This is a genomic window from Vibrio gazogenes (genome assembly GCF_023920225.1).
Classification (GTDB): Bacteria; Pseudomonadota; Gammaproteobacteria; order Enterobacterales; family Vibrionaceae; genus Vibrio; species Vibrio gazogenes.
Map to the genome: position 1 here is coordinate 552,248 of NZ_CP092588.1, position 24,294 is coordinate 576,541.

A 24,294-nucleotide genomic window follows, 5' to 3' on the forward strand; every position below is an offset into this window, starting at 1 on the left:
AGAAGTCTATGAATCAGCCAGAATCCGCAGCTCACGCCTCCCGGCCATGTCACATTGGGAATGTTTCTCAACCAGAGTTATTGGATCACCTTTCCCAATATAAAGGACTGATTTTTGATATGGATGGGACGTTGCTTGATACCATGCCAGCTCATGTTGAGTCTTGGAAAAAAGCAGCGGAACATTTTGGTTTTCCTTTCACGGCACAATGGTTGCAAAGTATGGGTGGCATGCCGAGCATCAAAGTTGTTGGTGAGATTAACCGACGCTTTGGTTTATGTTTGAACCCGCACGATGTTTCACAGTTTAAACAGGATATGTTTCGCTTGCTTGATTATCAATATCCGCGAATCGCACTGACCTGTGACATTCTTGAACAAGCATACGGAGAAAGGAAGCTTGCGGTCGGTACCGGAAGTCACCGAGATAATGCACTGTTGCTATTAAAGAATGCCGGATTGTTGGATAAACTGGATACGGTCATCACCGCAAGTGATGTGGAAAATCATAAACCTCACCCGGATACGTTTCTTAAAGCCTGCCACCAAATTCAGCTGGAACCGTCAGAATGTGTTGTGTTTGAAGATACCGCGCTTGGGAAACAAGCTGCGCATGCTGCAGGGATGGATTGTTTTTTGGTTACGGAGCAGGGGTTAGTGTTCTATCCGCAGATGGATAAGGCGTCATAACCTGAGTCGCTAACGATGCAAACTGATGATGAGAGCTGCGTGAGCAGCTCTCTTGGTTTATATGACGGATAGATATTACTGAATATCGATTAATTCAACGTCAAAAATGAGCGTCGAACCGGCAGGAATTGTCGCAATGCCGCGATTGCCGTAGGCTAGCTTTGCCGGAATAAATAAGCGCACTTTCTGGCCGACAACCATCAATTGTAACCCTTCCTGCCAACCTTTAATGACTTGTTTCACGCCAAAGGTAATCGGTTTCTTGCGTTCAACAGAACTATCGAACACCTTGCCGCTTAATAATGTTCCATGATAATGCACGGTCACTTTATTGGTCGGTGTTGGGTGTTGTGTGCCGGTTCCTTCCTCCAGAATCTGATATTGCAAACCACTTTCTGTCGTCACAACGCCTTCCTGTTGTGCATTTTGTTCCAGAAATGCTTTTCCTTCACTGACGTTCTTTGCAACTGTCTGACTCCGTTTCCAGTTCCGGTAAAGAAAAATACCAGCGATGGCAAACATAAAGAGCGAGAAAATATAATTTTTATCCATGATGAATCTGTTCCTTGGGTTGAATCGATGCTCCCATACACAATCAATCACTCGAAGACGCTGCCGATGAGAGAAAGTATTGTTGAATGAGTTTTTCGTCTGGGAGCTTGCAGATAGATATATTTCATCGAAAAGAGCGGGCAAAGGCAATCTTTGTTGTCTCACAATCAGGCAAATGTCGAAAAATCAGCTATAAAGTTTTTATGATTTAGCCGATAAAGTGAATATGTCGGAAATAAGGATCGTGAATCAATGAAGTTTATCGTTTATCTATTAAGCTTCTGTCTTTTCGGGTGTGGTTCACTTGTCACTGAGCGTTTGTTTGATGACAATATGTTGGATAGAGCGCCAAAGAATAGCTCAGATGTGATTTATCCTGAGTGGGGACAGGATCCTGAGGCAACGCGCTCTGGTGTGCAAGGACCGCAAGGGCAGAAGAGAGCCGATAGCACTTATCTATCACTACAAAGGTTTTTGCTTAAGAACCGTATTGATTACGAAGTTTTACCGGGCCAGTTTATGATTGTTCGGGTTAAGCGGACCATTCAATTTGCCGTTGGTTCTGCGACTGTGGCACCGGAATCGCGGCTCTGGTTAGAAAAAGTTAACAACTATCTGGCAACTGCATACGGTCTTGAATTGGTGATTGACGGGCATACGGATGATCTTGGCAACGCCCATTACAATGATCAATTATCGAAAAAACGGGCTGAAGCCGTCAAACGGATCATTGCGAACAATCGTGTTTCTCTCGACTCTATTTATACCCGTGGGTATGGTGACGTTGTTCCTGCATGTACTAACCAGACGCAGAAAGGGAAAGCATGTAATCGACGTGTCGAGCTGTTCTTTATTCTTCCAAGTTAGTTGATTTGTCGTATCGATATTCAAAAAAACGCCAGCAATTGCTGGCGTTTTTGTCATGATGTTTGATTCACTGTTTTACCCTAAAGACAGTGCCACTTCCACGACATTATCCACGGTAAAGCCGAACAGTTTGAACAGTTCGCCAGCCGGTGCTGACTCACCAAAGCTGTTCATACCGACAATGCGACCATTGAGGCCGACATACTTGTACCAGTAATCTGCAATACCCGCTTCAATCGCAACGCGAGCAGTCACTGAAGCTGGTAGTACCGCTTCACGGTAAGTGGCATTCTGACGGTCAAATGCATCGGTTGAAGGCATAGAAACTACACGAACCTGCTTGCCTTTCGCAGTCAGTTCCGCTGCCGCTTGAACGGCTAAATCAACTTCAGAGCCGGTCGCAATCAGAATTAAATCCGGTGTGCCCTGACAATCTTTCAGGATGTAGCCACCTTTGGCGATGTTTGCTACCTGTTCTGCATCACGCGCTTGTTGCGCCAGATTCTGACGAGAGAAAATCAGGGCAGTCGGGGCATCTTTACGTTCAATCGCCAGCTTCCAAGCCATCGCGGATTCAACCTGGTCACAAGGACGCCACGTACTCATGTTCGGCGTCAGACGCAGTGAAGCAATTTGTTCAACCGGCTGGTGGGTCGGCCCGTCTTCACCCAAACCAATTGAATCATGGGTGTAAACCTGAATGTTCTGCACTTTCATCAGCGCAGCCATCCGCATTGCATTGCGCGCGTATTCCATAAACATCAGGAAGGTGGCGCCGTAAGGAATGAAACCGCCATGCAACGCAATCCCGTTGATGATAGCCGTCATCCCAAACTCACGGACACCGTAATGAATATAGTTGCCGGACGCATCATCTGGCGTCAGTGACTTCGAGCCAGACCACATGGTCAAGTTCGAAGGCGCGAGGTCAGCCGAGCCGCCCATGAATTCAGGCAGTAACTTGCCGAAGGCTTCCAAAGCATTTTGAGAAGCTTTACGGGAAGCGATTGTGGCCGGATTGGCTTGCAATTGTGCAATGATCTGGTTGGCTTGTGTTTCCCAGTTCGCAGGCAGTTCACCATTGACCCGACGCTTGAATTCAGCCGCCAACTCAGGGTAAGCAGCCTGATACGCTGCGAACGTCTCATCCCATGCAGCTTCTTTTGCTGCGCCGGATTCTTTCGCATCCCACTGCGCATAAATGTCAGCCGGAATCTCAAACGGGCCATATTCCCAACCCAGTTGCTCACGTGTTGCTTTGATTTCATCCGCACCCAGTGGCGCGCCGTGACAATCATGAGAGCCGGATTTGTTGGGTGAGCCAAAACCAATCACAGTTTTGGTACAAATCAATGTCGGACGTGACGTTTCCGCTTTGGCTGCGGTAATCGCCGCTTCAATCGCCGCAGCATCATGTCCGTCTACCGTCGGAATGACATGCCAGCCGTACGCTTCAAAGCGTTTCGCCGTGTCATCTGTGAACCAACCGTCCACATCTCCGTCAATCGAAATGCCGTTGTTATCCCAAAACGCAATCAGCTTGCCCAGACCCAAAGTACCGGCCAAAGAGCACGCTTCATGAGAAATCCCTTCCATTAAACAGCCATCACCGAGGAAAGCATAAGTGTGATGGTCAACGATATTATGCTGGTCACGGTTAAACTGCGCGGCGAGTGCTTTCTCCGCAATTGCCATACCAACCGCGTTAGTGATGCCTTGTCCGAGTGGCCCGGTTGTGGTTTCAATGCCCGGTGTATAACCGTACTCCGGGTGGCCCGGTGTTTTCGAATGCAACTGACGGAAGTTCTTCAGGTCGTCAATCGACAGGTCATACCCCGTCAAATGCAACAGTGAATAAATCAGCATCGAACCGTGGCCGTTAGAGAGCACGAAACGGTCGCGGTCAGCCCAATTCGGGTTTTGTGGATTGTGGTTCAGGTGAGAGCGCCACAGCACTTCAGCGATATCCGCCATCCCCATCGGGGCGCCGGGGTGACCTGAGTTGGCTTGTTGAACACCATCCATACTTAAAGCGCGGATTGCATTCGCGAGATCTTTACGGTTCATAATTTTTTTCCAACAAGATTATATGAAGATTAAAAGCGGTATAAATAGAAAGAGGACTGTTGGTACAGTCCTCTCAAATATCGTCTTAAAGCTGTTTGCTGATCATCGCTTCCAGCTTACCTTGGTCAATCGCGAAATTGCGAATCCCTTCAGCCAGTTTCTCAACTGCCATCGCATCTTGGTTATGCTCCCACAGGAATTCCGCATGAGTCATTGGTTGTGGGCGTTCTTGAACGCGAGTTGTCGGTGTGAGTTTCACATCGATTTGGCTTTCGGTTTCTTCCAGCGTCTGGAGTAACTGAGGGCTGATCGTCAGGCGATCACAACCCGCGAGTTCAAGGATTTCGCCGGTATTACGGAAGCTGGCACCCATCACGACAGTGTCATAACCATGCTCTTTATAGTAGTTGTAGATTTTCGTGACAGACAGAACACCCGGATCTTCATTTGCTGCGAAGTCGCGGCCTTCTTTCGCTTTGTACCAGTCCATGATGCGGCCGACAAATGGTGAAATCAGGTAAGCACCGGCTTCTGCACAAGCACGGGCTTGCGCAAAAGAGAACAACAGGGTCAGGTTACAGTTGATCCCATCTTTTTCGAGTACCTCAGCGGCACGAATCCCTTCCCATGTGGAAGCGACTTTAATCAAGATACGATCATTGCTGATCCCAGCATCGTTATACAGGCTGATGAGCTTGCGGGCTTTTTCAATGGTTTTTTCGGTATCGTAAGATAGGCGGGCATCAACTTCAGTCGATATACGGCCGGGAATACTTTTCAGGATTTCTTTACCAATGGTTACTGCCAGCATATCACTGGTATCTTCAAGCTGTTGTGCTTTGTCATCACTTTTAGACTTGGCATAAGCGATGGCCTGATCGATAAATGCTGCATACTCAGGAATCTGAGCGGCTTTTAGAATCAACGATGGGTTCGTTGTTGCATCTTGGGGCTGATATTTTTTGATGGCATCAATCTCGCCGGTATCAGCAACGACAGTGGTATATTTGCGGAGTTGTTCTAGTTGATTGCTCATATTCCGATCATCCTCTTTTAGGGCAAAAGCACAGCTGAGAGATAAACATGACATCATGAGGATGTCTGTTTCAAGAGCTGGCTTGATAAATCTTCAACATTTGTACCATTGCTCTGAACATATGATCAAATGTTGAGTAAATGATGAGTCCATATTTATCTGAACGATTGAGAAAGTCAACGGCTATCATGAATTTCTTCCGGGTGGTACTGATATTCAGAAAATGTAGTGCATTTTTTCTGTTTTTTTATCGCTATTTTCTAAAATAAGTACCATTCCTCAGTTAAAAACATAGTTGTTTTGTGTGAACATTTGTCTTGTCATTGAACATTTGATATATAGAGAAGCATTGATTGTGATGATATCACTCGCGCTTAAGTTGTTCTGAGTGAGTCAATCATCACTGTGGTGGCCAGATGTATTGGAGGTGTATATGACGGGGTTGCAAGAGATATCCGTTGAGGATTCGGATCTACTGACAGAAATTTCGGTTGCCTATTATCAGGATGGTGCCACACAAGAAGAAATATCTAAGAAATATGCGATCTCCAGAGCCAAAGTCGGGCGGATGCTGAAGCAAGCCCGGGATGAAGGCATTGTCGAAATTACGGTGAAATATCATCCGGTATTCAGTGCGAAAGTCGAGCAGCGACTGATTGAGCGGTTTGGTATTAAACGTGCCCTGATTGCCTTGGATCAACCGAAAGAGGCGCAACAGCGCCAGCAAATTGCCGGGTTGGTTTCGAATTATTTATCCAGCTCACTCAAAAGTGGTCAGGTGATCGCTGTCGGTCAGGGGAGAAATGTCTCTGCTGTTGCCCACCATGTCGGCGTGATTTCACCGAAGGATGTCAAATTTGTTTGCAGTATTGGTGGGATTCACCCAAGGGGCGGCATGTTTAACGCGGACCATATTTGTCGCCAGTTGGCAAAAAAATATGGGGGAACATCAGAAACACTCTATGCACCGGCGTATGCCGTGAATCGAGAGCAGAAACTGGCATTTATGGAAAATGACACCATTAAGCAGACACTGGACTTGGCCAGAAAAGCGGATGTTGCGCTGGTCGGTATTGGCGATATGAGTGAAAACAGTTATATGGTCGATTTAGGATGGTTTACCCCACAGGAAGTGGTTCAGTCTCGTCTTGAGCAGGGGGTTGTCGGTGATTTTGCCGGATATGATTTTTTTGATATTTACGGGCAGATTGCCAAAACAGTCATGAGTGATCGTATTATCGGATTAAGCATTGAAGAATTCAGACCGATTGCTGAAGTCATTGCCATCGCAGCAGAAAATAGTAAGCCATTGGCGCTATTAGGGGCTTTGCGCACCGGTGCCATTGATGTGATTGCGACCAGTGTGTCTAACGCGCTGACGATTCTCAACCTTGATGAGCAAATGCGCTTTAAATCAGTGTAACCGTGGTTACACTGAGATGCGTTAAGCGCCATACTTGAAGTTTAGATATCCATTATGACGATCAAAACTTTGGGTACCCAAGTAGCTCGGACTCAGACACTGTAAGTGAAGCTGTGTTGTGTCCGTTCACAATGCCAGTTATCCGATATGCTGGTTTGACTGATTAATCTGTTGCAATGGGGTGCCGGGATGAACCCCATTCTGTCCATGAACCATCATAGACTTTTAGATTTTGATATCCGCAAATATATGCTGCCAGCAGAACAATGCAGGCTGTTACGCCAGAGCCACAACTGAAAATATATTCTTCGGTATCATGAGGCAGTGTTTCTTGCAGTATCGTGCGTAGTGCTTCCGGTGGTTTCAGCGTGTGTCCATCAATGAGACATGTAAACGGCACACAGATTGAGTGAGGAATATGACCGCTCCGAATCCCGGCTCTGGGTTCGGCAACGGCACCCGTAAAACGCGCCTGTGAACGGGCATCGATTGTCAGACTGTTTTGTTGCGCCATTTGCTCAAGGACATGCGCTGCATCGACAAAAAAATCTGGGCTGAGCGTGCCAGAAAAATTACCGGGAGCTATCGGTTTTTGGAAGCTCGTTGCAAGCGGATGACCCTGACGTTTCCATTCAGCCAACCCCCCGTTAAGAATATAAACCTCTTCATGTCCCATCGCCTTGAGCATCCACCATGTCCGGGGAGATGCCAGTGTGCCGCTGTTATCGTAGACGACGATCAGCGAGTCTTGATTGAGTCCGATTTGGCGGGCACATTGATTGAAACGACTCTCGCTCGGCATCATATGTGGCAGGTGACTATCCGGATCGCAAAATACCTTATCGTAATCAAAGCGCCGTGCACCGGGAATGTTATGTACGGTATCTTTTTCAGTTTCTGCAGGGATTTGAAAAGCAATACTGCTATCTAAGATGACCAGTTTCGGGTCAGACAGATGTTCTGACAGCCATTGCGGTGAGACAAGTGGTGACATAATTTATATTCCTTCTATTGTTCAGTGGCGCTCATCCGGGAGCATTTGCAGATGAATTGGTGACATTGTCACTGAATTGTATTAATCCACGGTGCTGCAACAGACCGGGCAGTGCTCTCGCTGGGGGAGTTTCATCGCTTGCCATGACAACGTCATCGCATCGAATAACAGCACTTTCCCGCGCAACGGTTGGCCATAATTCGCCAAGACTTTGAGCGTTTCCAGTGCTTGCATCGCCCCAATCACCCCGACGACTGGCGCGAGTACACCATTTTCGACACAAGTCGGAGCGTGATTACCAAATAATGTGCTGAAGCATTGATAACAAGGTTCACCGGCTTGATAGGTGAAAACACTTAAGAAACCTTCCATACGGATTGCAGCACCAGAAATGAGCGGGGTCTTACTTTGAAAGCAGAGTTGGTTAAGCTGGTTACGGGTTGCAATATTGTCACTGGCGTCCAGAACGGCATCGTGATGTGCCATCAGTGCCAGTAGTGCTGACTCGTCAAGCCGTTGCGCAATGGTTTTAACCCGGAGGTAAGGATTCAATTGACGCAGCGAGTCTGCCGCAGAATCGACTTTCAGCCGTCCGATATCCTGATCGGTATGTAAAATTTGTCGTTGAAGATTGGATAATTCCACCACATCATCATCGACCAGTGTGATGTTGCCAACCCCCGCACTGGCAAGGTATTGACTGGCTGCGCACCCCAGACCTCCGGCACCAATGATGAGCACCCGACCTTCTTTCAGCGCTTCTTGTCCCTCAAAATCAAACTGTTTCAAGATAATCTGGCGATTGTAGCGCAAGTGCTCTTCATCACTGAGCAGCTCGTCATGCGTCGTCATGCTGTTTCTCTCTAATATAACGCTGGATTAAATGGTTCGATAGTGACGATCTCACCGGCTTCAACGGATCCGCGTTGCTGTTCGAGAACAATGAAGCAGTTGGCGGTACTCATTGCGCGGAATGCGCCGGAACTTTGATTGCCCGCATTATCGACAACGATCTGTCCATTATCCACGCTAAAAACCCCGCGTTGATAATCGGTTCGGCCGGGGGACTTTTTAAACGCAACCTGACTGACAGCTTGCATTTGTGCTGGTGCTTGCCATTGAGTATGGCCTGCAAGTTTGGCGAGCATCGGCTGAACTAAAACATATAAAGTCACCGCCGCAGAGACCGGATTACCCGGCAACCCGCAAAACAGCGAATGATTCAGTTTGCCGAAGGCAAAAGGTTTGCCCGGTTTAATGGCGATTTTCCAGAAATTAATTTTGCCGAGAGATTCGAGAATTGTTCTGGTGTAATCGGCTTCTCCGACACTCACACCGCCCGACGTGATGACAACATCTGCAAGCGATTGTGCTTTTTGGAATGTTTCAGTGAGCCGGGCCTGATCATCGGGAATAATCCCTAAATCGAGTACATCACAACCGAATTTTTCAAGCATAGGCCGGATGGCATAACGATTACTGTCGTAGATTTGTCCTGCATTGAGTGTTTCACCGACAGGTTTGAGTTCATCCCCGGTTGAGAAAATGGCAACTTTGGGCTTGCGTAGCACCAGTACCTGACCAATCCCCAGTGATGCCAACAGTGGTAAATCTCTGACGGTCAGACGACTGCCGGCAGGGAGGACAACCTCATTCTGCTTGAGATCATCACCTTGAGGACGAATATTGGCCTGTGCTTTCACGTGAGAGGTAAGGAAGCGAATCCCCTCAGGCGTTGATTCGGTTTTTTCCTGCATAATCACGGCATCACAACCCTGTGGTACGGGAGCGCCTGTCATGATTCGAATACAGGTATTTGCCGGCCAATCTCCGCTAAAAGGTTGTCCGGCAAAGGCTTTTCCCGCAAGAGGGAGTGTATCTGTTGTGGTGAGGTCTTGCGTACGGACGGCATAGCCATCCATTGCTGAATTATCAAAAGGGGGCACATCAATTGGAGAGCGGACATCTTCGGCGAGAACATGGCCTAATGCCGTTTCGATGGAAAGTTTTTGACTGATTTTTATCGGAGAAACATCAGCCAGCATGGTTTGAATCGCATCTTCAATCGGGAGAAGTTTTTGGGTATCACAGCATCCCATATCTGTTTATCCTAATTCGCGTTGTATGATGTTGAGGGGTTACTTTAGCATGAATCGTTTCATACCGGATGTGCTTTCATAAAATTTTTAATGCAATGTATTGCATTTGTTAATGAGACAGGTATACGGATTCATTTACAAATTACAATGCACTGAGTGCGTTCTGATTTCCTGCCTTAAATTGTGGATGTAATTATGGCAAATTCCGAGTATCCTTGTCAGCCATCCGGAAGGGTTGAATCAGAGAGGTTATGTCATGTCAGGTCTGAGCGAGTCTGCTTTGCTGGTCAAAAATGCACTCGAAAATCGTGGTTTAGAAACGCCGATGCGTCCGAATCCTATAGGACGAGAAGAGAAGAAAGAAAAAATAGAATATCATATGCGTGAAATTCTCAATCTGCTCGGACTGGATTTAACTGACGATAGCCTTGAAGAAACTCCTCATCGTATTGCTAAAATGTATGTAGATGAAGTGTTTTCCGGCCTTGATTATCACAATTTTCCGAAGATCACTTTGATTGAAAATAAAATGAAAGTCAGTGAGATGGTTCGGGTCAAAGACATTACCGTAACGAGTACCTGTGAACACCACTTGGTCACCATTGACGGAAAAGCGGCAGTTGCCTACATTCCTCGAGGCAAAATTATCGGTTTATCAAAAATAAACCGGATTGTGCGTTTCTTTTCCCAGCGTCCGCAGGTGCAGGAAAGAATGACCCAGCAGATTCTGGTGGCGTTACAAGCATTGTTAGAAACAGATGATGTCGCGGTGACGATTGATGCGACCCATTATTGTGTTAAAGCCCGTGGCGTGATGGATGCAACCAGTGAAACGACGACGACCGCATTGGGTGGGTTGTTCAAATCTAACCCTTCGACGCGCTCCGAATTTTTACATGGACTCTTAGGTTAATAGCCTCTTCGGTTAACATAGAGAACCAATTCAAAGAGAAAACCGAGTGGATCACCACTCGGTTTTTTTATGGATGTTGTAGACTCTTTAGTCAGTGGACTCTTTCTGTAAAACTTTAGCCAGTAAAACCTTCACCAGTAAAAAATTTGAGTCAGAACCGGTCATGTGCTGGGCGAGGCAGTTGTCTCGCAAGGTGATGGAGTGACGGGTTTTGGTGAATAGCCTCAATCACGAGTTGGGCAATCAGTTGTGCGCCTTGCTGTTGAAAGTGAGTTGTATCGGGTTTCGTGAGTGAACCGGTCCGGTTGGCATAATAAGGATATTGTGCCGGATCAACAGCCAGCCAGATCGATTTCCACGCATCACCGGTTGTCTGGTTTGCCATATCAATGACCAAAGACTGTAGATTGATCAACGGTACATGATTAAGCTGTGCAGTCTCTTCAATCGTTTGGGTATAGTTTCCGACATACTGATAGCCATTCTCTGCATTTTGAGTCGTGACATGCTGGTTTGACTTAATTGGCGTGCCATTGCCACCATAGATACTTTTCGCACGAGGGACCGGGGTGAGCAGCACTGGGTGCATGTGATGACGACGGGCAAAATTCAGATATCTTTCCAGTGAGTGTTGGAAGGAATTGTTCCATGCAAAAAATGGGTACTGAGGATTGCCCCAAGCATCATTCGGATAGGTACATAAGTTCGCAACATCAACCGATCCTCGCCCTGCTTTTGCACCGTTGCATTTTTCATCATTGTGTCCAAACTGAATGAGTAGGAAATCATGAGGCCGGACAAGCGACTCAATTTGACTGAGCCAGCGGGCATTGATGAAATCTTTTGAACTGCGTCCTGAGCGAGCGGCATTGACCACCTGTAACTGACGACCATTGGATACCATCTCAGCAAATGCTTGTCCCCATCCCATGCGTGGAAAAACCTCAGCGTCATAGTTTGAAACGGTTGAATCGCCGACAAGAAAGATCCGACGTTTGGCCGATTGGATCTGTTGTTGAGCGTCGTCAAGCTGTTCCCCGGTAACTTGGTATCCTGCAACCGTCTTTGCGGCAAGGATCGAATGAAATGACAAGTCGGTCAGAGCGGTTTTTGCCGTTAATCCTGTGCTGGTGTCATAGCCGCGATTATGGATGACCTGACTGGCAAGTTTACGAATGACTGGCTCGTAGATATCAGCATAACTGACAGGATCCCACGCTTGTTGCGCATCAATACCGTATGCGTCGGCTACAGACCGGAAGGCTGCTCTGAAATTTTGCTGTGCTTGCTGGAGTACCGCTGCTGAAAAGGCCGGTAATTTATCCATGTCATTCAACAAGGCCGGACCGTTAATCCCTTCATGCGCAGCAAGCTCGGAAACGATCAAATCACTAAACGGATTCACGTTGCCGATCGTCGTGCCGTTATTGGTGATGTCACTGACCAGAGCGCTGGCACAGACCGATTGGTAGGTCTCTCGGTGAAGACAGGAAGAGCCACTTTGATCGTCAGCCGCAACCAGAATCGGTGGCGTCATGCCTGCAATTGAGGCTTGATAATATCCGGCAGAATCAGTCAATGTCGTCACGGTCTGGCCGCTACTGCCTTTTAGACGGACATTGGCAGGGAAACTCATCCGTGCATGAATGACCTGGCCTTTGAGTATACTCTGTGGACCGAGAGAAACATCGGGTTGCCAGCCGGACAAAATATGACTGCGGGTATACTGTGCTGCATCGGTGTCACTCAGTTGACGTCTCGTTGTATCGGAAGCGTCGGCAGTGCCGGCGCCGGTATTCTGATATTCCCAGAAACGACTGTCCTCAGGATAGAACCAGATTACATTGCCGTTGATGTCTTTACCGCTCATTTTATCCCAGCCGAAAATATGATCGTCTACATCACAATTGATGAAAGCGGTGTGGCCGATTGCATTGGGATCGGCATAACGGCCATCCTTGAACGTTCGGGTCGGATGCCAAGGGCGTCCCAGGCCATAACTGGCAGCCGGAACCGCTTCTTCTTTTGACAACTGACAATCTTTAAATACGAGGCCGAAAGGAGAGTTGATATTTGTGCTGGGGGCGGTCAGATAACCTTGGGTATTGCCCGGCGCCACATCATCACGATATCGAGCGATCAATTGACTGTTTTCGAAAAGAGCCGTGCCTTCACCGAAGATAAAATCGACGGTTCCGGTGATCACGGCGTTATCAACATAGGTGTGTGGCGCGCGCAGATAGACCGTATCCTGATAGCTCACCAGTCGGACATCTTTAAACTGCGAGCGATCCGCTTTGGTGGAAACCAGTAGCGCAACGGCTTGTGTCCCACGGAGCTTGGTTGGGTCATCATCACTTTTAGCCTGATTGGCCGGAAAATCAAATCCGTTTTCGATGGTCAGAGAACGAGCCGTGAAATTGGCGGCGTTGATATACACGGTACGACTGCCGGATGTGCCGTATTTCTTGCCATTTTCATCCAATGTGCCATTGGCGGTTGTTGCGGTAATGATCGTTTGATCGCGATTCTCACCGATGAGCATCACATTGGGACGAGTGACATTGAGTTTTTCGTGATAAATGCCATTGGTGACATAGATGACATACGGTCTTCCATCATCCGGCGCACTGTTAATGGCCTCCTGAATGGAAGTAAAGTCCGCAGAACCATCTAATGCAACCTTACTGTCATAGAGTGGGGCTGCGATGGCAGAGGAAAGACAAAGTAGGGAAGTGAGTCCCAAACCTGTCGTTGTCAGGTGATTCATACAGAGGTTCCTTCTGTTATTGGTAAAATTAAAATAGAGTTATTTTTATTTTGAAATGATGTTTTATTTTATAATTTTCAGAGCAGATTAACTGTGATCAAATGAATAAGCAAGCCACGAATGAGTGATAGAATGGTCAGTATGTAATCAGGCATTCATTGATAAGTGAAATGTCCGGGTCAATAAACGACGTCTCTTTTTGAATAAGACAAGAGCGATGTATACCGAGAGGTTAGAGGCTGGATGGTTTGGTTGTGAGGATGAAAAAACGATCGGAGATACCGATCGTTTTTCAGTCACTTGATTCGCTGAGAATCGATATGATCTTAAAAAGCTTAAGCCAGCTCGACGAGTTTCTTGACCAGTTTATCGATACCTGAGGCTGCTTCTGAAATACTGCCAGCCAGCATATAGGCTGGTGTCGATAATACGTTGTAGCGTTCGTCATAAACAATATCGTCCACCGGACAATCGATGTGTTCGCCACCGAGTGCCTGAAACGCCGCAGCCGTATCGGGATCATCACCGATTGTGCCACGAACGCCTGCTTCGTAAATCATTGGGATAATCGCTGGGGCAATGCACAGATAACCGGCAGGTTTTCCTGACTGGGCGAACGCACGACATGCAGAAGCAACGTGAGTGTTGATACTGCATTCTGCGCCATTGATAGCAAAGTCTGTCAGATTTTTCGCAGCACCGAATCCACCCGGTAACAGCAGTGCATCATAGTCGTTGGGATTGATGGTCGACAGGTCGGTAATCTGGCCACGAGCGATGCGGGCAGACTCTGTCAGCACATTTCTTTTCTCTTCGGTAACATCACCGGTTTTGTGGTTGATGACGTGGTGTTGTTCAATATCGGGAGCAAAACAATGCCAGCTTGCACCTTGACGTTCGATAGCAAGCAGTGCCAGAACACTCTCGTGGATCTCCGCTCCATCGAAGACGCCGCAACCACTTAAAATGACAGCTATCTTTTTCATGTTGTAATCCTTTCTATTATTCAGTTGTGTCGTGATTTGTGTATAAGCCTAGCATGATTTTTACCGTGCTGAGGCTGTTGGTTTAATCTGTGTCAATGCTTGATCCCAATATGGTGTATCGATCCCGAATCGTGATTGAATGAAGTCAATAAAAAGGCGCACTTTATGTGGCAGATATTGTCTGTCTGGATAGACCGCATAAACGGCGTGATTCGGGAGGTGATAGTGAGACATGACGGGAACTAAAAGCCCTGCGGTTAAATCTTTACCGATCATAAATGTCGGGAGTTGGGCAATACCCAAACCGTCCAAAGCTGCCCGGCGAATGCCTTCACTGTTATTCATAACCAGATTCCCTTTAGGGACGACTTTATATTCTTTGTCCCGCTGGTGGAATGTCCAGGCTTGTCCGCCACGAAAGTATGAATAGATCAGGCAGTTATGATGACGCAGATCAGCAGGGTGTTCCGGAAATCCGAACTGATCAACATACTCAGGAGATGCACACAGCACGGATTGACAGTCGGTAAGGCGTTTGGCAATCATATTCGACATGGGTAAACGACCGATTCTGATCGCGAGGTCGAATCCGCCCTGTAGCAGATCAACCATTTGATCTTCAAGCTCGACCTCGATCTCGAGTTTCGGATACTGCTTCATAAATTCACTGACATAAGGGGCAATATGCCGGACGCCAAACGACATCGGGGTCGCAATCTTTAGTTTCCCTTGAGGCTCTCCCTGAAGTTCTAACACCGAATCCAACCCTTGTTTTGCATAAGACAGAGACTGAGATGCATAAAAATAAAGTCTTTCTCCCGCCTCGGTCAGATGAATTTTTCGTGTGGTACGATGAAATAACCGCACACCAAGTATCTCTTCGAGCTGGGTCAAACGCTTACTGACTGCTGATTTCGTAATGTTGAGCTGACCCGCCGCTGCGGAAAAGCTGCCCAATTCGACCACGGCAACGAAAATCGGTAATGAAGAAAATTTAGGGCTGATCATGAATGTTAACCTATAGGAAACAGTTAGTTTCTTTAGCGAGGGATTATAGCAAATTCAAAAACAGTATAAACTGATTGTACACAAATGATCGACAGATGCATTGTGAGGGTGAGCAGTATGATACAGAAGGATAGTTTATGAAATTTGATTGGATCTTATTCGACGCAGATGAAACCTTATTTCATTTTGATGCGTTTACCGGGCTGAAGACAATGTTTTCCGCTTTTGATGTGGACTTCACCGCTGAAGATTTCAACCAATATCAAGCACAAAATCAGCAGTTATGGCGCGATTATCAAGACGGAAAAATTGATGCGGCAACACTGAAACATCAGCGTTTTACCACGTGGGCGACACGGCTTGGTCAGACGACCGAAGCATTGAATCTCCATTTTTTTCAGGCAATGGCTGAGATCTCGACATTACTGCCCGGAGCCAGAGCTTTATTGGAACAGTTACGCGGGCAGGCTCAGCTCGGGATTATCACTAATGGCTTTATCGATTTACAATCCCACCGTTTGGAAAAGCACGGTCTGACCGATTATTTTGCTCAGGTGACAGTTTCTGAACAGGTCGGTGTTGCCAAGCCGGATCCGGCTATTTTTGCCTATACACATCAACAGATCGGTTATCCTGACAAAAGTCGAGTGCTCATGGTCGGTGACAATCCGGTGGCAGATATACAGGGTGGCCACCAATATGGGTTTACTACTTGCTGGTTGAATAGCGATCAACAATCGATTCCCGACCATGTTGTTTGTCACTATGAAATCCAATCTTTAACCGAATTATCAGCGGTGATTTTTGCCTGAATATCATCTGAGTACCCCCGGACACGGTTTGATCGATACGACGAAAAAATATCTCATTGTATCCGCAGAGAAAGCCCGTTAAATTGAGTGTATTCGTTTGGTTTTCGTGACAATGTCACTTTGAGTTGGTTATTCGTGCAATACATTAAAATTAAAGAAACTATTGCTGAGCAGATAGAGCAGGGCATGTTGGCTGCCGGGCAGAAATTGCCTTCAGAACGACAACTGGCTGAAACATTTTCCACAACCCGGGTGACGTTGCGTGAAGCTTTGTCGTTGCTGGAAACCGAAGGATTGATTTACCGGGAAGATCGCCGGGGCTGGTTTATTGCACCACCGCGGATTGACTTCCCTCTATCAATGGCTGAAGATTTTCTGGTTTTGGTAGAAGAGCAGGGGCGTCAGGCGAGTCTGTCGGTCATTCGTGCAAAAAATACACTGGCGAATAAACAGGTGAGTGGCTGGCTTCAATTAGGGCCTTTTGCTGAAGTGTATGCCGTCGAAATGTTGCGTTACCTGGAGAAGCGCCCGGTTTGTCTGGTTCGCTACTGGGTTCATGCTGAGAAACATGCAGCCCAAGATTGCGATGTCGCACAAGAGTTATTTGCATGGCTTCGGCAACGAGAATCACTGCATAATCTTCATGTGAATGACAGTGTTACTGTTGGTTGTTTGAGCGGCGAAACAGCGGTGATGCTTCATGCCGCCCCGGGGACTCCGGCGATTGTGATTGAAAGGAAGGTGTATCGTGGCGAGCATCCTGTCGCAGCAGAGATCACCATATGGCGGCATGATACTTTAACCGTGACTTCAAATGCTGCGCATTTGTCCCAATGAATAGGTTTGTCTGCCAATTGATTGATATGAATCGAATGGGGTGGGGCTGTTGATAAAAATTTTCGGGATGTTCCATTTTTGACATGAAACATCCCCTAAATAAACCTGTTTATTTAATGATAAATACTTTTATTCACATTGATTTGATTGTGCTGTTGCGCGGCATAACGGACTTTTACATAGAGTTGTGTTGAGACTGCCGAATAACTGATGAGCGCATAACATAGCAACTCAGTCCCTTCTTCAACAATGTTTTTCACATTGCGAATATAGTCTTCCTGCATGACCATATGCCAGAAACTTCCCATCCCAAATAATCGCGAAAACGAAATTAAGATGATGACACTACAGACCAACAAACGCATATTGGGGACGCTGAGAATTTCAGCCATTTCATGGAATACCTGATCTTTCCCTTGCCATGCATAAGCCAAAGCGCCGAGGGTGACGAGCACTGCCGGGTAAACCCAGAAACCATGCCATATATAATCAAACAGAAAATCGAGTTCTCGGATGAATAAGACCATAAAAAAGCCGCTAATCAGGATCGCTGCATGACGCAAGGCCTCATGACAAGCCTTGATCCGGTAGAATGCGATAACCGCGATACCCAAGAGAATCTGTTGAACATATTCGGTGACAGAGGTCTCACCAATATAGTGGTCTCCGTATAGGTAGTCGAGCCAAAGACAAGCAATTGCCAGTACACTTGATCCGAGGACAGCCAGTATCAATATACTGGTATCAATCCATATTTGCTTCGTTTTCTCGTGTTGTTCATGTTGAGCATGAATTGATGACGACGAGTGTTGATTTTTCATAGTAGTCACCTATTATTGATAATAGTTATATATTTATTTTATTTATCAAAGACATATTATATAAATTGTTTCATTGCTGATGTGTTGCGGTGCAAATTGAGAAAATATGTCAGATCAAACAGTAATCATCCTTGGTTCATGGTACTTTGTTCCGGCTTGCTTCGAGATATGGCACTCGAAGTACTGAAAATGTTGCATTTTATTTTTTGCTAACTTATTGTTTTTTATGACCGATTCTTATGACGACTGGTTATCAGCATTTGCAATTGATTAGCAAGGACAGACAAGGAGAAGCCTTTATGAAACATCTGGCCACATCAGTCGATCCTGAGGTACAAGCCCAGAAGGATTTTCAGACACAAATTCGTTTGGCTAGTCGAGCGATTGTGCTGAACAAGCAGAACGAAATCTTAGCACTGTATACCGACCGTTTTGATGATTACAGTCTACCGGGAGGCGGGTTAAGAGATGGTGAAGATCCGATTGTCGGCATGGTTCGAGAGCTGCAAGAAGAGACCGGCGCCTACAATGTGCGCAATATACAGCCTTTAGGTATTTATGAAGAGTTTCGGCCGAAAGGCACAGAGTCCGGGCAGGTTGAGCATGTCGTCTCTTATTGTTATGCCTGTAAAGTTGCTGACCAACTCAAAGAACCAACACCGGAAAATTATGAAATCCAGAACGGGAGTCATCCTGTTTGGCTCGATATTCATCAGGCAATTGCTCATAATGAGCGGGCGTTGATGGATCCATCCCATCATGGGGAGAATCTGGAGCGGGAAACATTTCTACTCCGGTTGGCTGCAAAAGAATTATTGATTTAGGAAAAGTAATCGTATGGGTAAAGTAGGACTGGCTTTATTGAGTTGTGGCTTGATGTTATTCAGTATGGCCAGTTTTGGCAAAGTTATTGAAACGACCCGTTTGGTTGGATATGGTCAGGCGAAATATCCCGAGAATTTCAAGCACTTCGATTATGTCAATCCGAACGCCCCGAAATATGGCAAAGTCACTTATGGTCAAATCGGGACGTTCGATAATTTTAATCGTTATGCTTCGCGGGGTGTTCCGGCGGTTGCCAGTGGAGAGCTATACGATAGCTTAATGTTTTCTCCCAGTGATGAAATCGACACCTATTACCCGTTAATTGCGACCAAAATTCGTTATTCGGATGATTACCTTTGGCTTGAAGCCGACTTGAATCCGAAGGCCCGTTTTCATGATGGGCAGCCGATTACAGCCCATGATGTTGCATTTAGTTTTAACAAGATGAGCACCGAAGGTGTGCCTCAATTCCGCGTTTATTATAAAGATGTCAAAGCGGTAATAGCCCTCAATGATCGGACCGTTCGGTTTGAAATGTCACAACCGAATCGGGAGAAATTGTTCAGCATTGTTGAAACGCTTCCGGTTTTACCCGCACATTTCTGGAAAGATAAGAACTTTGCCGAGCCGTTGGCGACGCCACCGGTCGGTAGTGGGGCGTACAAAATCATCGATTATAAAATGGGACAGAGTATTACTTACGGTTTGGTTGATGACTATTGGGCGCGTGACTTACCGGTGAATGTCGGACGGAACAACTTTAAGGTGGTTCAGTACGATTACTACCGGGATGATACGGTCATGTTGGAGGCGTTCAAATCAGGTGAATTTGACTTTCGCCAGGAAACCAGTGCCAAACAGTGGGTAACCGCATATAAAGGCGTGAATTTCGACAATGGTCATATTATCAAAGAAGAAATTCCGCATCAGAAACCGGCACCGGCAAAAGGGTTTGTCTTCAATACCTCGCGACCTGTGTTTCAAGACCGACGCGTCAGAGAAGCGTTGACATATGCACTGGATTTTCAGTGGATGAATCAACATATGTTCTATAACCAATATACGCGGACGAGAAGTTATTTTCAGAATACTGAATTTGAAGCGAAAGGACTGCCGTCTGAAGCCGAGTTGGCAATTCTGAATCCATTGAAAGATCAGATCCCGCCACGGGTCTTTACCCAAACATATCAGCCGCCGATAACGGATGGTTCCGGACAGATTCGGGCTCAGATGCGTCAAGCTTTCAGGTTGCTTAAAGCGGCCGGGTGGCAGATCCAAGACGGCATCATGACCAATATGAAAAGTGGTCAGCCATTCACATTTGAATTGCTAATTTATAATCCAACCGATGAACGTATTGCGATTCCTTTGCAGAAGAATTTAAAGCGGATGGGAATTACCATGAACATCCGTACCGTGGATACGACCCAGTACACCAAACGTCTCCGTGACAGAGACTTTGATATGATTTCAAGAGGGTATAGTGCGAACGCTTATCCGTCGCCGGATTTGATGATCGTTTGGAATTCCGGTTTTATCAACTCAACGTACAATCAGGCGGGTGTCTCCGATCCGGCAGTGGATAAACTCACGGAAGCAATTGCAGCGAATCAGCATGATGCACAAAAGCTGGTCGCATTAGGGCGTGCATTTGATCGGGTATTGCAGTGGAATTTTTACATGATTCCTCAATGGTATATCAGCACCTACCATGTCGCGATGTGGGATAAGTTCGAACGCCCGAAAGTGATACCCAAATACTCGCTCGGTGTAGATAGCTGGTGGATTTCAGCAGCGAAAGAACAGGCGTTGGCAAGCGGTAAAAGCCATTAGAGGGAATTATGGCTGCATATATATTCCGTCGGTTGTTGTTAGTGATCCCGACGTTGTGGGCAATTATTACGATTAATTTTTTTATTATCCAAATTGCACCCGGTGGGCCTGTGGAGCAGGCGATTGCGCAAATGCAGGGACTCGGTTCAGGGGTGATGGATCGGCTCACAGGTGGTCATCATGATGCCTCTCTTTCAGACGAAAAAGCAGAGCACTCAGGATATAAAGGCTCAAGAGGGCTCGATCCCGAAGTGGTTGCCGAGATTCGACGGCAGTTCGGCTTTGATAAGCCGCTGTTGGAGCGGTATGTCGAGATGCTAAAAAACTATGCCACGTTCAACTTTGGCCAAAGCCTGTTCAAAGGTGGAGATGTCATCACACTGATCAAGGAGCGGTTGCCGGTTTCTATCTCGTTGGGCTTGTGGAGTACCTTAATTATCTACCTCATTTCGATCCCGCTTGGGATTATGAAAGCGATCCGCCATGGTTCCCGCTTTGATCTTTGGTCCAGTGCCATGATTATTATCGGTTATGCGATCCCCGGTTTTCTGTTTGCGATTCTGTTGATCATTGTCTTTGCCAGTGGCAACTATTTCGACTGGTTTCCACTGCGCGGGCTGGTCTCGGACAATTTTGAACAACTGACATGGTATCAGCAAATTGGTGATTACTTTTGGCATTTGACTTTGCCGATTCTGGCGATGGTGATCGGTGGATTTGCGACATTGACCATGCTGACGAAGAACTCATTTCTCGATGAGATTAATAAACAGTATGTGGTCACGGCTCGGGCAAAAGGGTTGGATGAGCGCAGTATTCTGTATCAGCATGTGTTTCGGAATGCGATGTTGATTATTATTGCCGGTTTTCCCAGTGCGTTTATCAGTATTTTCTTTACCGGTTCTATGTTGATTGAAGTCATGTTCTCACTCAACGGCATTGGCTTACTGGGGTTTGAATCGACAATCCAGCGGGATTATCCGGTGGTATTCAGTTCTCTTTATATTATGACTTTGTTGGGGTTAGTGTTGGGCATTATTTCAGACTTGACGTATACCTGGGTTGACCCGCGTATTGATTTTGAGGCCCGTTGAATGGCGTTGATTAAGATGAACCCAATGAATGCCGAGCGCTGGCAACGCTTCAAAAAAAGCAAACGGGGTTACTGGTCACTTTGGGCTTTCAGTCTCCTGTTTCTGATCAGTTTGTTTGCTGAATTCATTGCTAATGATAAGCCACTTTTCATCTCCTATGACCATCATTGGTATTTCCCGATCATGTATGTGTACCCTGAAACTCAGTTTGGTGGCGAGTTTCCGACGGAAGCCGATTATACCGATCCGTATGTTGATGGATTGATTCGCGAAAAAGGCATGATTGTCTGGCCATTGATTCGATTTAGCTACGATACCATCAATTTTAATATTGACAGTGGCAGCGTTCCGTCGTCGCCGGATGCGGTTAACTGGCTCGGAACAGACGATAAGGGACGGGATGTTTTAGCCCGGATTATCTATGGGTTCCGTATTTCGGTCTTATTTGGGTTTGTACTCACGCTGGTTTCTTCTGTGATTGGTGTTGGGGTTGGCGCGATTCAGGGTTATTACGGCGGATGGATTGATCTATTCGGCCAGCGTTTTATTGAAGTTTGGTCAGGCATGCCAACGTTGTTCTTGCTCATTATTCTGTCTAGTTTTGTTGAACCGAATTTCTGGTGGTTACTGGGGATTATGGTGTTGTTCAGTTGGATGAGTCTGGTTGGTGTTGTACGGGCTGAATTTTTGCGGTGTCGTAATTTTGATTATGTCAGAGCAGCACAGGCGATGGGGGTCTCCGATCATCAAATTATGCGACGCCATATGTTGCCGAATGCGATGGTGGCATCATTGACCATGATGCCATTTATCCTTTCCGGTTCGGTGACGACATTAACGTCACTGGATTTTCTGGGGTTCGGTCTGCCGGTCGGGTCACCGTCACTCGGAGAACTGCTGGCACAAGGAAAAGCGAATCTTCAAGCGCCTTGGTTAGGGATATCCGCTTTTGTGGTTTTATCGTTGATGCTGACTTTGCTGGTGTTTATCGGTGAAGCTGTGCGAGATGCATTCGATCCACATCAATACGGGAAACGCACATGAGTCAGGATGTATTGAGTTTAAAGAACCTGTCGATTGGCTTTCGTCGTCAAGATCATGCCGAACAAGAGCGTATTGAACAAGTGACGCATCAGGTCAGTTTCTCTATCCGTAAGGGGGAAACGCTTGCACTGGTCGGCGAAAGTGGCTCCGGAAAGTCGGTGACAGCCAATGCGATTCTGAAGTTGCTGCCACTTCATGTGGCACACTACTGCGAAGGTGAAATCCTTTTTGACGGCGTCAATACGTTAACCTGTTCTGCCCGTCAATTACGCGGGATCCGCGGCGGACGGATCGGCATGATTTTTCAAGAACCGATGGTGTCACTGAACCCGCTCCATAAAGTTGGCAGACAGTTGGTAGAAACACTGACGATTCATCGGGGAACCCGAACTCGTCAAGCTGAAGCGATAGCATTGAACTGGTTAGAAAAGGTTGGCATTCGTGAACCGGCAACGAAAATTAATGCTTATCCGCATGAACTTTCAGGTGGTGAGCGCCAGCGGGTGATGATTGCGATGGCATTGATCAATGAGCCGGAACTGTTGATTGCCGATGAGCCGACCACCGCATTGGATGTATCGGTGCAAGCCCAGATCCTTGACCTATTGAAAGCGCTCCAACAAGAGCTGGGAATGGCCATGCTGTTCATTACGCATGATCTGAGTATTGTCCGGCGGATCGCTGATCGGGTTGCCGTGATGCAACAGGGACGTCTGGTTGAAACCAGTGAAGCACAACAGTTGTTTACCGCGCCGCAACACCCTTATACCCATCAGTTAATTCATGCCGAGCCCAGAGGAAAACCGGTTGCCGTTTCCGAGCACGCGCCAACATTGCTTCAGGTTCAAGATTTGAAAGTTTGGTTTGCGCTGAAAGGCGGCTTACTGAAGCGCACGATCAGTCATGTGAAAGCGGTCACGGATATGCAGTTCAATCTGCGTGAAGGTCACTCAATTGGCTTAGTCGGAGAGAGTGGCTCCGGCAAGTCAACGACCGGACTAGCCATTCTCAAATTACTTCATTCCGAGGGTTCGATTCGCTTTCGGGAGACTGAATTACAGTCACTGGATCGTCAGGGAATGTTGCCTTTCCGTCACCAGATGCAAGTGGTATTTCAAGACCCATTCTCGGCACTCAACCCAAGAATGTCCGTCGCTCAGGTGATTGGTGAAGGGTTGCGAGTCCATCAGCGCTTGAGTGATGCAGAGATCGATCAGCAAATTTGCGACGTGATGCGCGAAGTCGGACTTGAACCACACAGTCGTTACCGTTATCCCAATGAGTTTTCCGGTGGTCAACGGCAGCGGATTGCGATCGCTCGGGCATTGATCTTACAACCTCGGTTTATTCTACTGGATGAACCGACATCCTCGCTTGACCGAACCGTTCAGGCGCAGGTGTTGGATTTGCTAAAAATGTTGCAGGAAAAGCACGGTTTAACTTACTTATTTATCAGTCATGATCTGAATGTAGTGAAGTCCTTGTGTCATTACACCATTGTGATGCGTCAGGGGAAAATAATTGAACAGGGAGAAACAGAAACACTCTTTACCGACCCGCAACATGAATACACCCAAGAGCTGGTCGCTTTATCCTCATTCTCATGAGATGTGAACATCGCTGT

The 24,294-nt window shown here is 46.8% G+C and carries 21 protein-coding genes; 11 read left to right on the forward strand and 10 right to left on the reverse strand.

Annotated features, from left to right (window positions below; translation table 11 throughout):
- The first annotated feature begins 119 nt into the window (after nucleotides 1-119).
- Nucleotides 120-689, forward strand: a complete 570-nt coding sequence (locus tag MKS89_RS18065; protein ID WP_235862479.1) for a beta-phosphoglucomutase family hydrolase — start codon at nucleotides 120-122, stop codon at nucleotides 687-689.
- 75 nt (nucleotides 690-764) lie between these two features.
- On the opposite strand, the gene bamJ is transcribed toward MKS89_RS18065, so the two are convergent.
- The gene (gene bamJ / locus MKS89_RS18070; RefSeq protein ID WP_072959830.1) at nucleotides 765-1,241 is read right to left on the reverse strand and encodes a BamJ family beta-barrel-assembly machinery protein; all 477 of its coding nucleotides are present in this window, start codon (nucleotides 1,239-1,241) and stop codon (nucleotides 765-767) included.
- A 252-nt stretch (nucleotides 1,242-1,493) separates the two neighbouring features.
- Between bamJ and MKS89_RS18075 the strand changes: the two genes are divergently transcribed.
- Nucleotides 1,494-2,108 (forward strand): OmpA family protein, encoded by a 615-nt coding sequence (locus tag MKS89_RS18075; protein ID WP_072959827.1) that lies wholly within the window; start codon nucleotides 1,494-1,496, stop codon nucleotides 2,106-2,108.
- A 75-nt stretch (nucleotides 2,109-2,183) separates the two neighbouring features.
- On the opposite strand, the gene tkt is transcribed toward MKS89_RS18075, so the two are convergent.
- Both tkt and tal read right to left on the reverse strand, forming a co-directional pair.
- Nucleotides 2,184-4,175, reverse strand: coding sequence for a transketolase (tkt, locus tag MKS89_RS18080; RefSeq protein WP_072959825.1), 1,992 nt, complete (start codon nucleotides 4,173-4,175; stop codon nucleotides 2,184-2,186).
- Nucleotides 4,176-4,260: 85 nt separating this feature from the next.
- Nucleotides 4,261-5,211: a transaldolase gene (gene tal, locus MKS89_RS18085; RefSeq protein WP_072959822.1), complete on the reverse strand. Its 951-nt coding sequence runs from the start codon at nucleotides 5,209-5,211 to the stop codon at nucleotides 4,261-4,263.
- Between the two features lie 433 nt (nucleotides 5,212-5,644).
- Between tal and MKS89_RS18090 the strand changes: the two genes are divergently transcribed.
- A complete protein-coding gene (locus MKS89_RS18090) occupies nucleotides 5,645-6,634 on the forward strand; it encodes a sugar-binding transcriptional regulator (protein WP_021019323.1) in 990 nt (329 codons plus the stop codon).
- 163 nt (nucleotides 6,635-6,797) lie between these two features.
- Here MKS89_RS18090 and MKS89_RS18095 read toward each other — a convergent pair whose 3' ends face one another.
- The 3 genes from MKS89_RS18095 to moeA form a co-directional block, all read right to left on the reverse strand.
- Entirely contained in the window at nucleotides 6,798-7,631 is an 834-nt protein-coding gene (locus MKS89_RS18095) for a sulfurtransferase (protein WP_205409130.1), read from the reverse strand.
- Between the two features lie 78 nt (nucleotides 7,632-7,709).
- Nucleotides 7,710-8,480 (reverse strand): molybdopterin-synthase adenylyltransferase MoeB, encoded by a 771-nt coding sequence (moeB, locus tag MKS89_RS18100; protein WP_072959817.1) that lies wholly within the window; start codon nucleotides 8,478-8,480, stop codon nucleotides 7,710-7,712.
- Nucleotides 8,481-8,491: 11 nt separating this feature from the next.
- Entirely contained in the window at nucleotides 8,492-9,727 is a 1,236-nt protein-coding gene (gene moeA, locus MKS89_RS18105; RefSeq protein ID WP_072959814.1) for a molybdopterin molybdotransferase MoeA, read from the reverse strand.
- 256 nt (nucleotides 9,728-9,983) lie between these two features.
- Here moeA and folE point away from each other — a divergent pair, with 256 nt between their 5' ends.
- A complete protein-coding gene (gene folE, locus MKS89_RS18110) occupies nucleotides 9,984-10,640 on the forward strand; it encodes a GTP cyclohydrolase I FolE (protein WP_072959811.1) in 657 nt (218 codons plus the stop codon).
- 151 nt (nucleotides 10,641-10,791) lie between these two features.
- Here the strand turns inward: folE and MKS89_RS18115 are convergent, their stop codons facing one another.
- The 3 genes from MKS89_RS18115 to MKS89_RS18125 form a co-directional block, all read right to left on the reverse strand.
- Nucleotides 10,792-13,410, reverse strand: coding sequence for a pectinesterase family protein (locus MKS89_RS18115; protein ID WP_072959809.1), 2,619 nt, complete (start codon nucleotides 13,408-13,410; stop codon nucleotides 10,792-10,794).
- 335 nt (nucleotides 13,411-13,745) lie between these two features.
- Nucleotides 13,746-14,396, reverse strand: a complete 651-nt coding sequence (elbB, locus tag MKS89_RS18120) for an isoprenoid biosynthesis glyoxalase ElbB (RefSeq protein ID WP_072959806.1) — start codon at nucleotides 14,394-14,396, stop codon at nucleotides 13,746-13,748.
- 60 nt (nucleotides 14,397-14,456) lie between these two features.
- Nucleotides 14,457-15,404: a LysR family transcriptional regulator gene (locus MKS89_RS18125; protein ID WP_072959803.1), complete on the reverse strand. Its 948-nt coding sequence runs from the start codon at nucleotides 15,402-15,404 to the stop codon at nucleotides 14,457-14,459.
- Between the two features lie 137 nt (nucleotides 15,405-15,541).
- Here MKS89_RS18125 and yjjG point away from each other — a divergent pair, with 137 nt between their 5' ends.
- On the forward strand, nucleotides 15,542-16,216 hold the full coding sequence (gene yjjG / locus MKS89_RS18130) for a pyrimidine 5'-nucleotidase (RefSeq protein WP_072959800.1): 675 nt from the start codon (nucleotides 15,542-15,544) through the stop codon (nucleotides 16,214-16,216).
- A 135-nt stretch (nucleotides 16,217-16,351) separates the two neighbouring features.
- Entirely contained in the window at nucleotides 16,352-17,053 is a 702-nt protein-coding gene (locus tag MKS89_RS18135; RefSeq protein WP_072959968.1) for a GntR family transcriptional regulator, read from the forward strand.
- 113 nt (nucleotides 17,054-17,166) lie between these two features.
- Here the strand turns inward: MKS89_RS18135 and MKS89_RS18140 are convergent, their stop codons facing one another.
- On the reverse strand, nucleotides 17,167-17,874 hold the full coding sequence (locus MKS89_RS18140) for a hypothetical protein (protein WP_072959797.1): 708 nt from the start codon (nucleotides 17,872-17,874) through the stop codon (nucleotides 17,167-17,169).
- Nucleotides 17,875-18,173: 299 nt separating this feature from the next.
- Here MKS89_RS18140 and MKS89_RS18145 point away from each other — a divergent pair, with 299 nt between their 5' ends.
- From MKS89_RS18145 to MKS89_RS18165, 5 genes are read left to right on the forward strand one after another with little or no spacing between them, the layout of a single operon-like run.
- Complete coding sequence (locus tag MKS89_RS18145) at nucleotides 18,174-18,698, forward strand: NUDIX hydrolase (RefSeq protein WP_072959795.1); 525 nt, start codon at nucleotides 18,174-18,176, stop codon at nucleotides 18,696-18,698.
- 13 nt (nucleotides 18,699-18,711) lie between these two features.
- Nucleotides 18,712-20,532, forward strand: a complete 1,821-nt coding sequence (locus tag MKS89_RS18150) for an extracellular solute-binding protein (RefSeq protein ID WP_072959792.1) — start codon at nucleotides 18,712-18,714, stop codon at nucleotides 20,530-20,532.
- An 8-nt stretch (nucleotides 20,533-20,540) separates the two neighbouring features.
- Nucleotides 20,541-21,626: a microcin C ABC transporter permease YejB gene (locus MKS89_RS18155; protein ID WP_072959789.1), complete on the forward strand. Its 1,086-nt coding sequence runs from the start codon at nucleotides 20,541-20,543 to the stop codon at nucleotides 21,624-21,626.
- Entirely contained in the window at nucleotides 21,627-22,670 is a 1,044-nt protein-coding gene (locus MKS89_RS18160) for an ABC transporter permease (RefSeq protein WP_072959786.1), read from the forward strand.
- Complete coding sequence (locus tag MKS89_RS18165) at nucleotides 22,667-24,277, forward strand: ABC transporter ATP-binding protein (RefSeq protein ID WP_072959784.1); 1,611 nt, start codon at nucleotides 22,667-22,669, stop codon at nucleotides 24,275-24,277. Before MKS89_RS18160 ends, MKS89_RS18165 begins: the two co-directional genes overlap by 4 nt.
- Nucleotides 24,278-24,294: the final 17 nt, after the last annotated feature.

Excerpts from the sequence above, each read along its gene's own strand:
- moeA (WP_072959814.1), bottom strand. The coding sequence starts at position 9,727 with ATGGGATGCTGTGATACCCAAAAACTTCTCCCGATTGAAGATGCGATT.
- MKS89_RS18140 (WP_072959797.1), bottom strand. The coding sequence starts at position 17,874 with ATGAAAAATCAACACTCGTCGTCATCAATTCATGCTCAACATGAACAA.
- elbB (WP_072959806.1), bottom strand. The coding sequence starts at position 14,396 with ATGAAAAAGATAGCTGTCATTTTAAGTGGTTGCGGCGTCTTCGATGGA.
- MKS89_RS18160 (WP_072959786.1), top strand. The coding sequence starts at position 21,627 with ATGGCGTTGATTAAGATGAACCCAATGAATGCCGAGCGCTGGCAACGC.
- folE (WP_072959811.1), top strand. The coding sequence starts at position 9,984 with ATGTCAGGTCTGAGCGAGTCTGCTTTGCTGGTCAAAAATGCACTCGAA.
- MKS89_RS18115 (WP_072959809.1), bottom strand. The coding sequence starts at position 13,410 with ATGAATCACCTGACAACGACAGGTTTGGGACTCACTTCCCTACTTTGT.
- MKS89_RS18090 (WP_021019323.1), top strand. The coding sequence starts at position 5,645 with ATGACGGGGTTGCAAGAGATATCCGTTGAGGATTCGGATCTACTGACA.
- moeB (WP_072959817.1), bottom strand. The coding sequence starts at position 8,480 with ATGACGACGCATGACGAGCTGCTCAGTGATGAAGAGCACTTGCGCTAC.
- MKS89_RS18150 (WP_072959792.1), top strand. The coding sequence starts at position 18,712 with ATGGGTAAAGTAGGACTGGCTTTATTGAGTTGTGGCTTGATGTTATTC.
- tal (WP_072959822.1), bottom strand. The coding sequence starts at position 5,211 with ATGAGCAATCAACTAGAACAACTCCGCAAATATACCACTGTCGTTGCT.
- MKS89_RS18155 (WP_072959789.1), top strand. The coding sequence starts at position 20,541 with ATGGCTGCATATATATTCCGTCGGTTGTTGTTAGTGATCCCGACGTTG.
- bamJ (WP_072959830.1), bottom strand. The coding sequence starts at position 1,241 with ATGGATAAAAATTATATTTTCTCGCTCTTTATGTTTGCCATCGCTGGT.
- MKS89_RS18065 (WP_235862479.1), top strand. The coding sequence starts at position 120 with ATGGATGGGACGTTGCTTGATACCATGCCAGCTCATGTTGAGTCTTGG.
- MKS89_RS18125 (WP_072959803.1), bottom strand. The coding sequence starts at position 15,404 with ATGATCAGCCCTAAATTTTCTTCATTACCGATTTTCGTTGCCGTGGTC.
- yjjG (WP_072959800.1), top strand. The coding sequence starts at position 15,542 with ATGAAATTTGATTGGATCTTATTCGACGCAGATGAAACCTTATTTCAT.
- tkt (WP_072959825.1), bottom strand. The coding sequence starts at position 4,175 with ATGAACCGTAAAGATCTCGCGAATGCAATCCGCGCTTTAAGTATGGAT.
- MKS89_RS18075 (WP_072959827.1), top strand. The coding sequence starts at position 1,494 with ATGAAGTTTATCGTTTATCTATTAAGCTTCTGTCTTTTCGGGTGTGGT.
- MKS89_RS18165 (WP_072959784.1), top strand. The coding sequence starts at position 22,667 with ATGAGTCAGGATGTATTGAGTTTAAAGAACCTGTCGATTGGCTTTCGT.
- MKS89_RS18145 (WP_072959795.1), top strand. The coding sequence starts at position 18,174 with ATGAAACATCTGGCCACATCAGTCGATCCTGAGGTACAAGCCCAGAAG.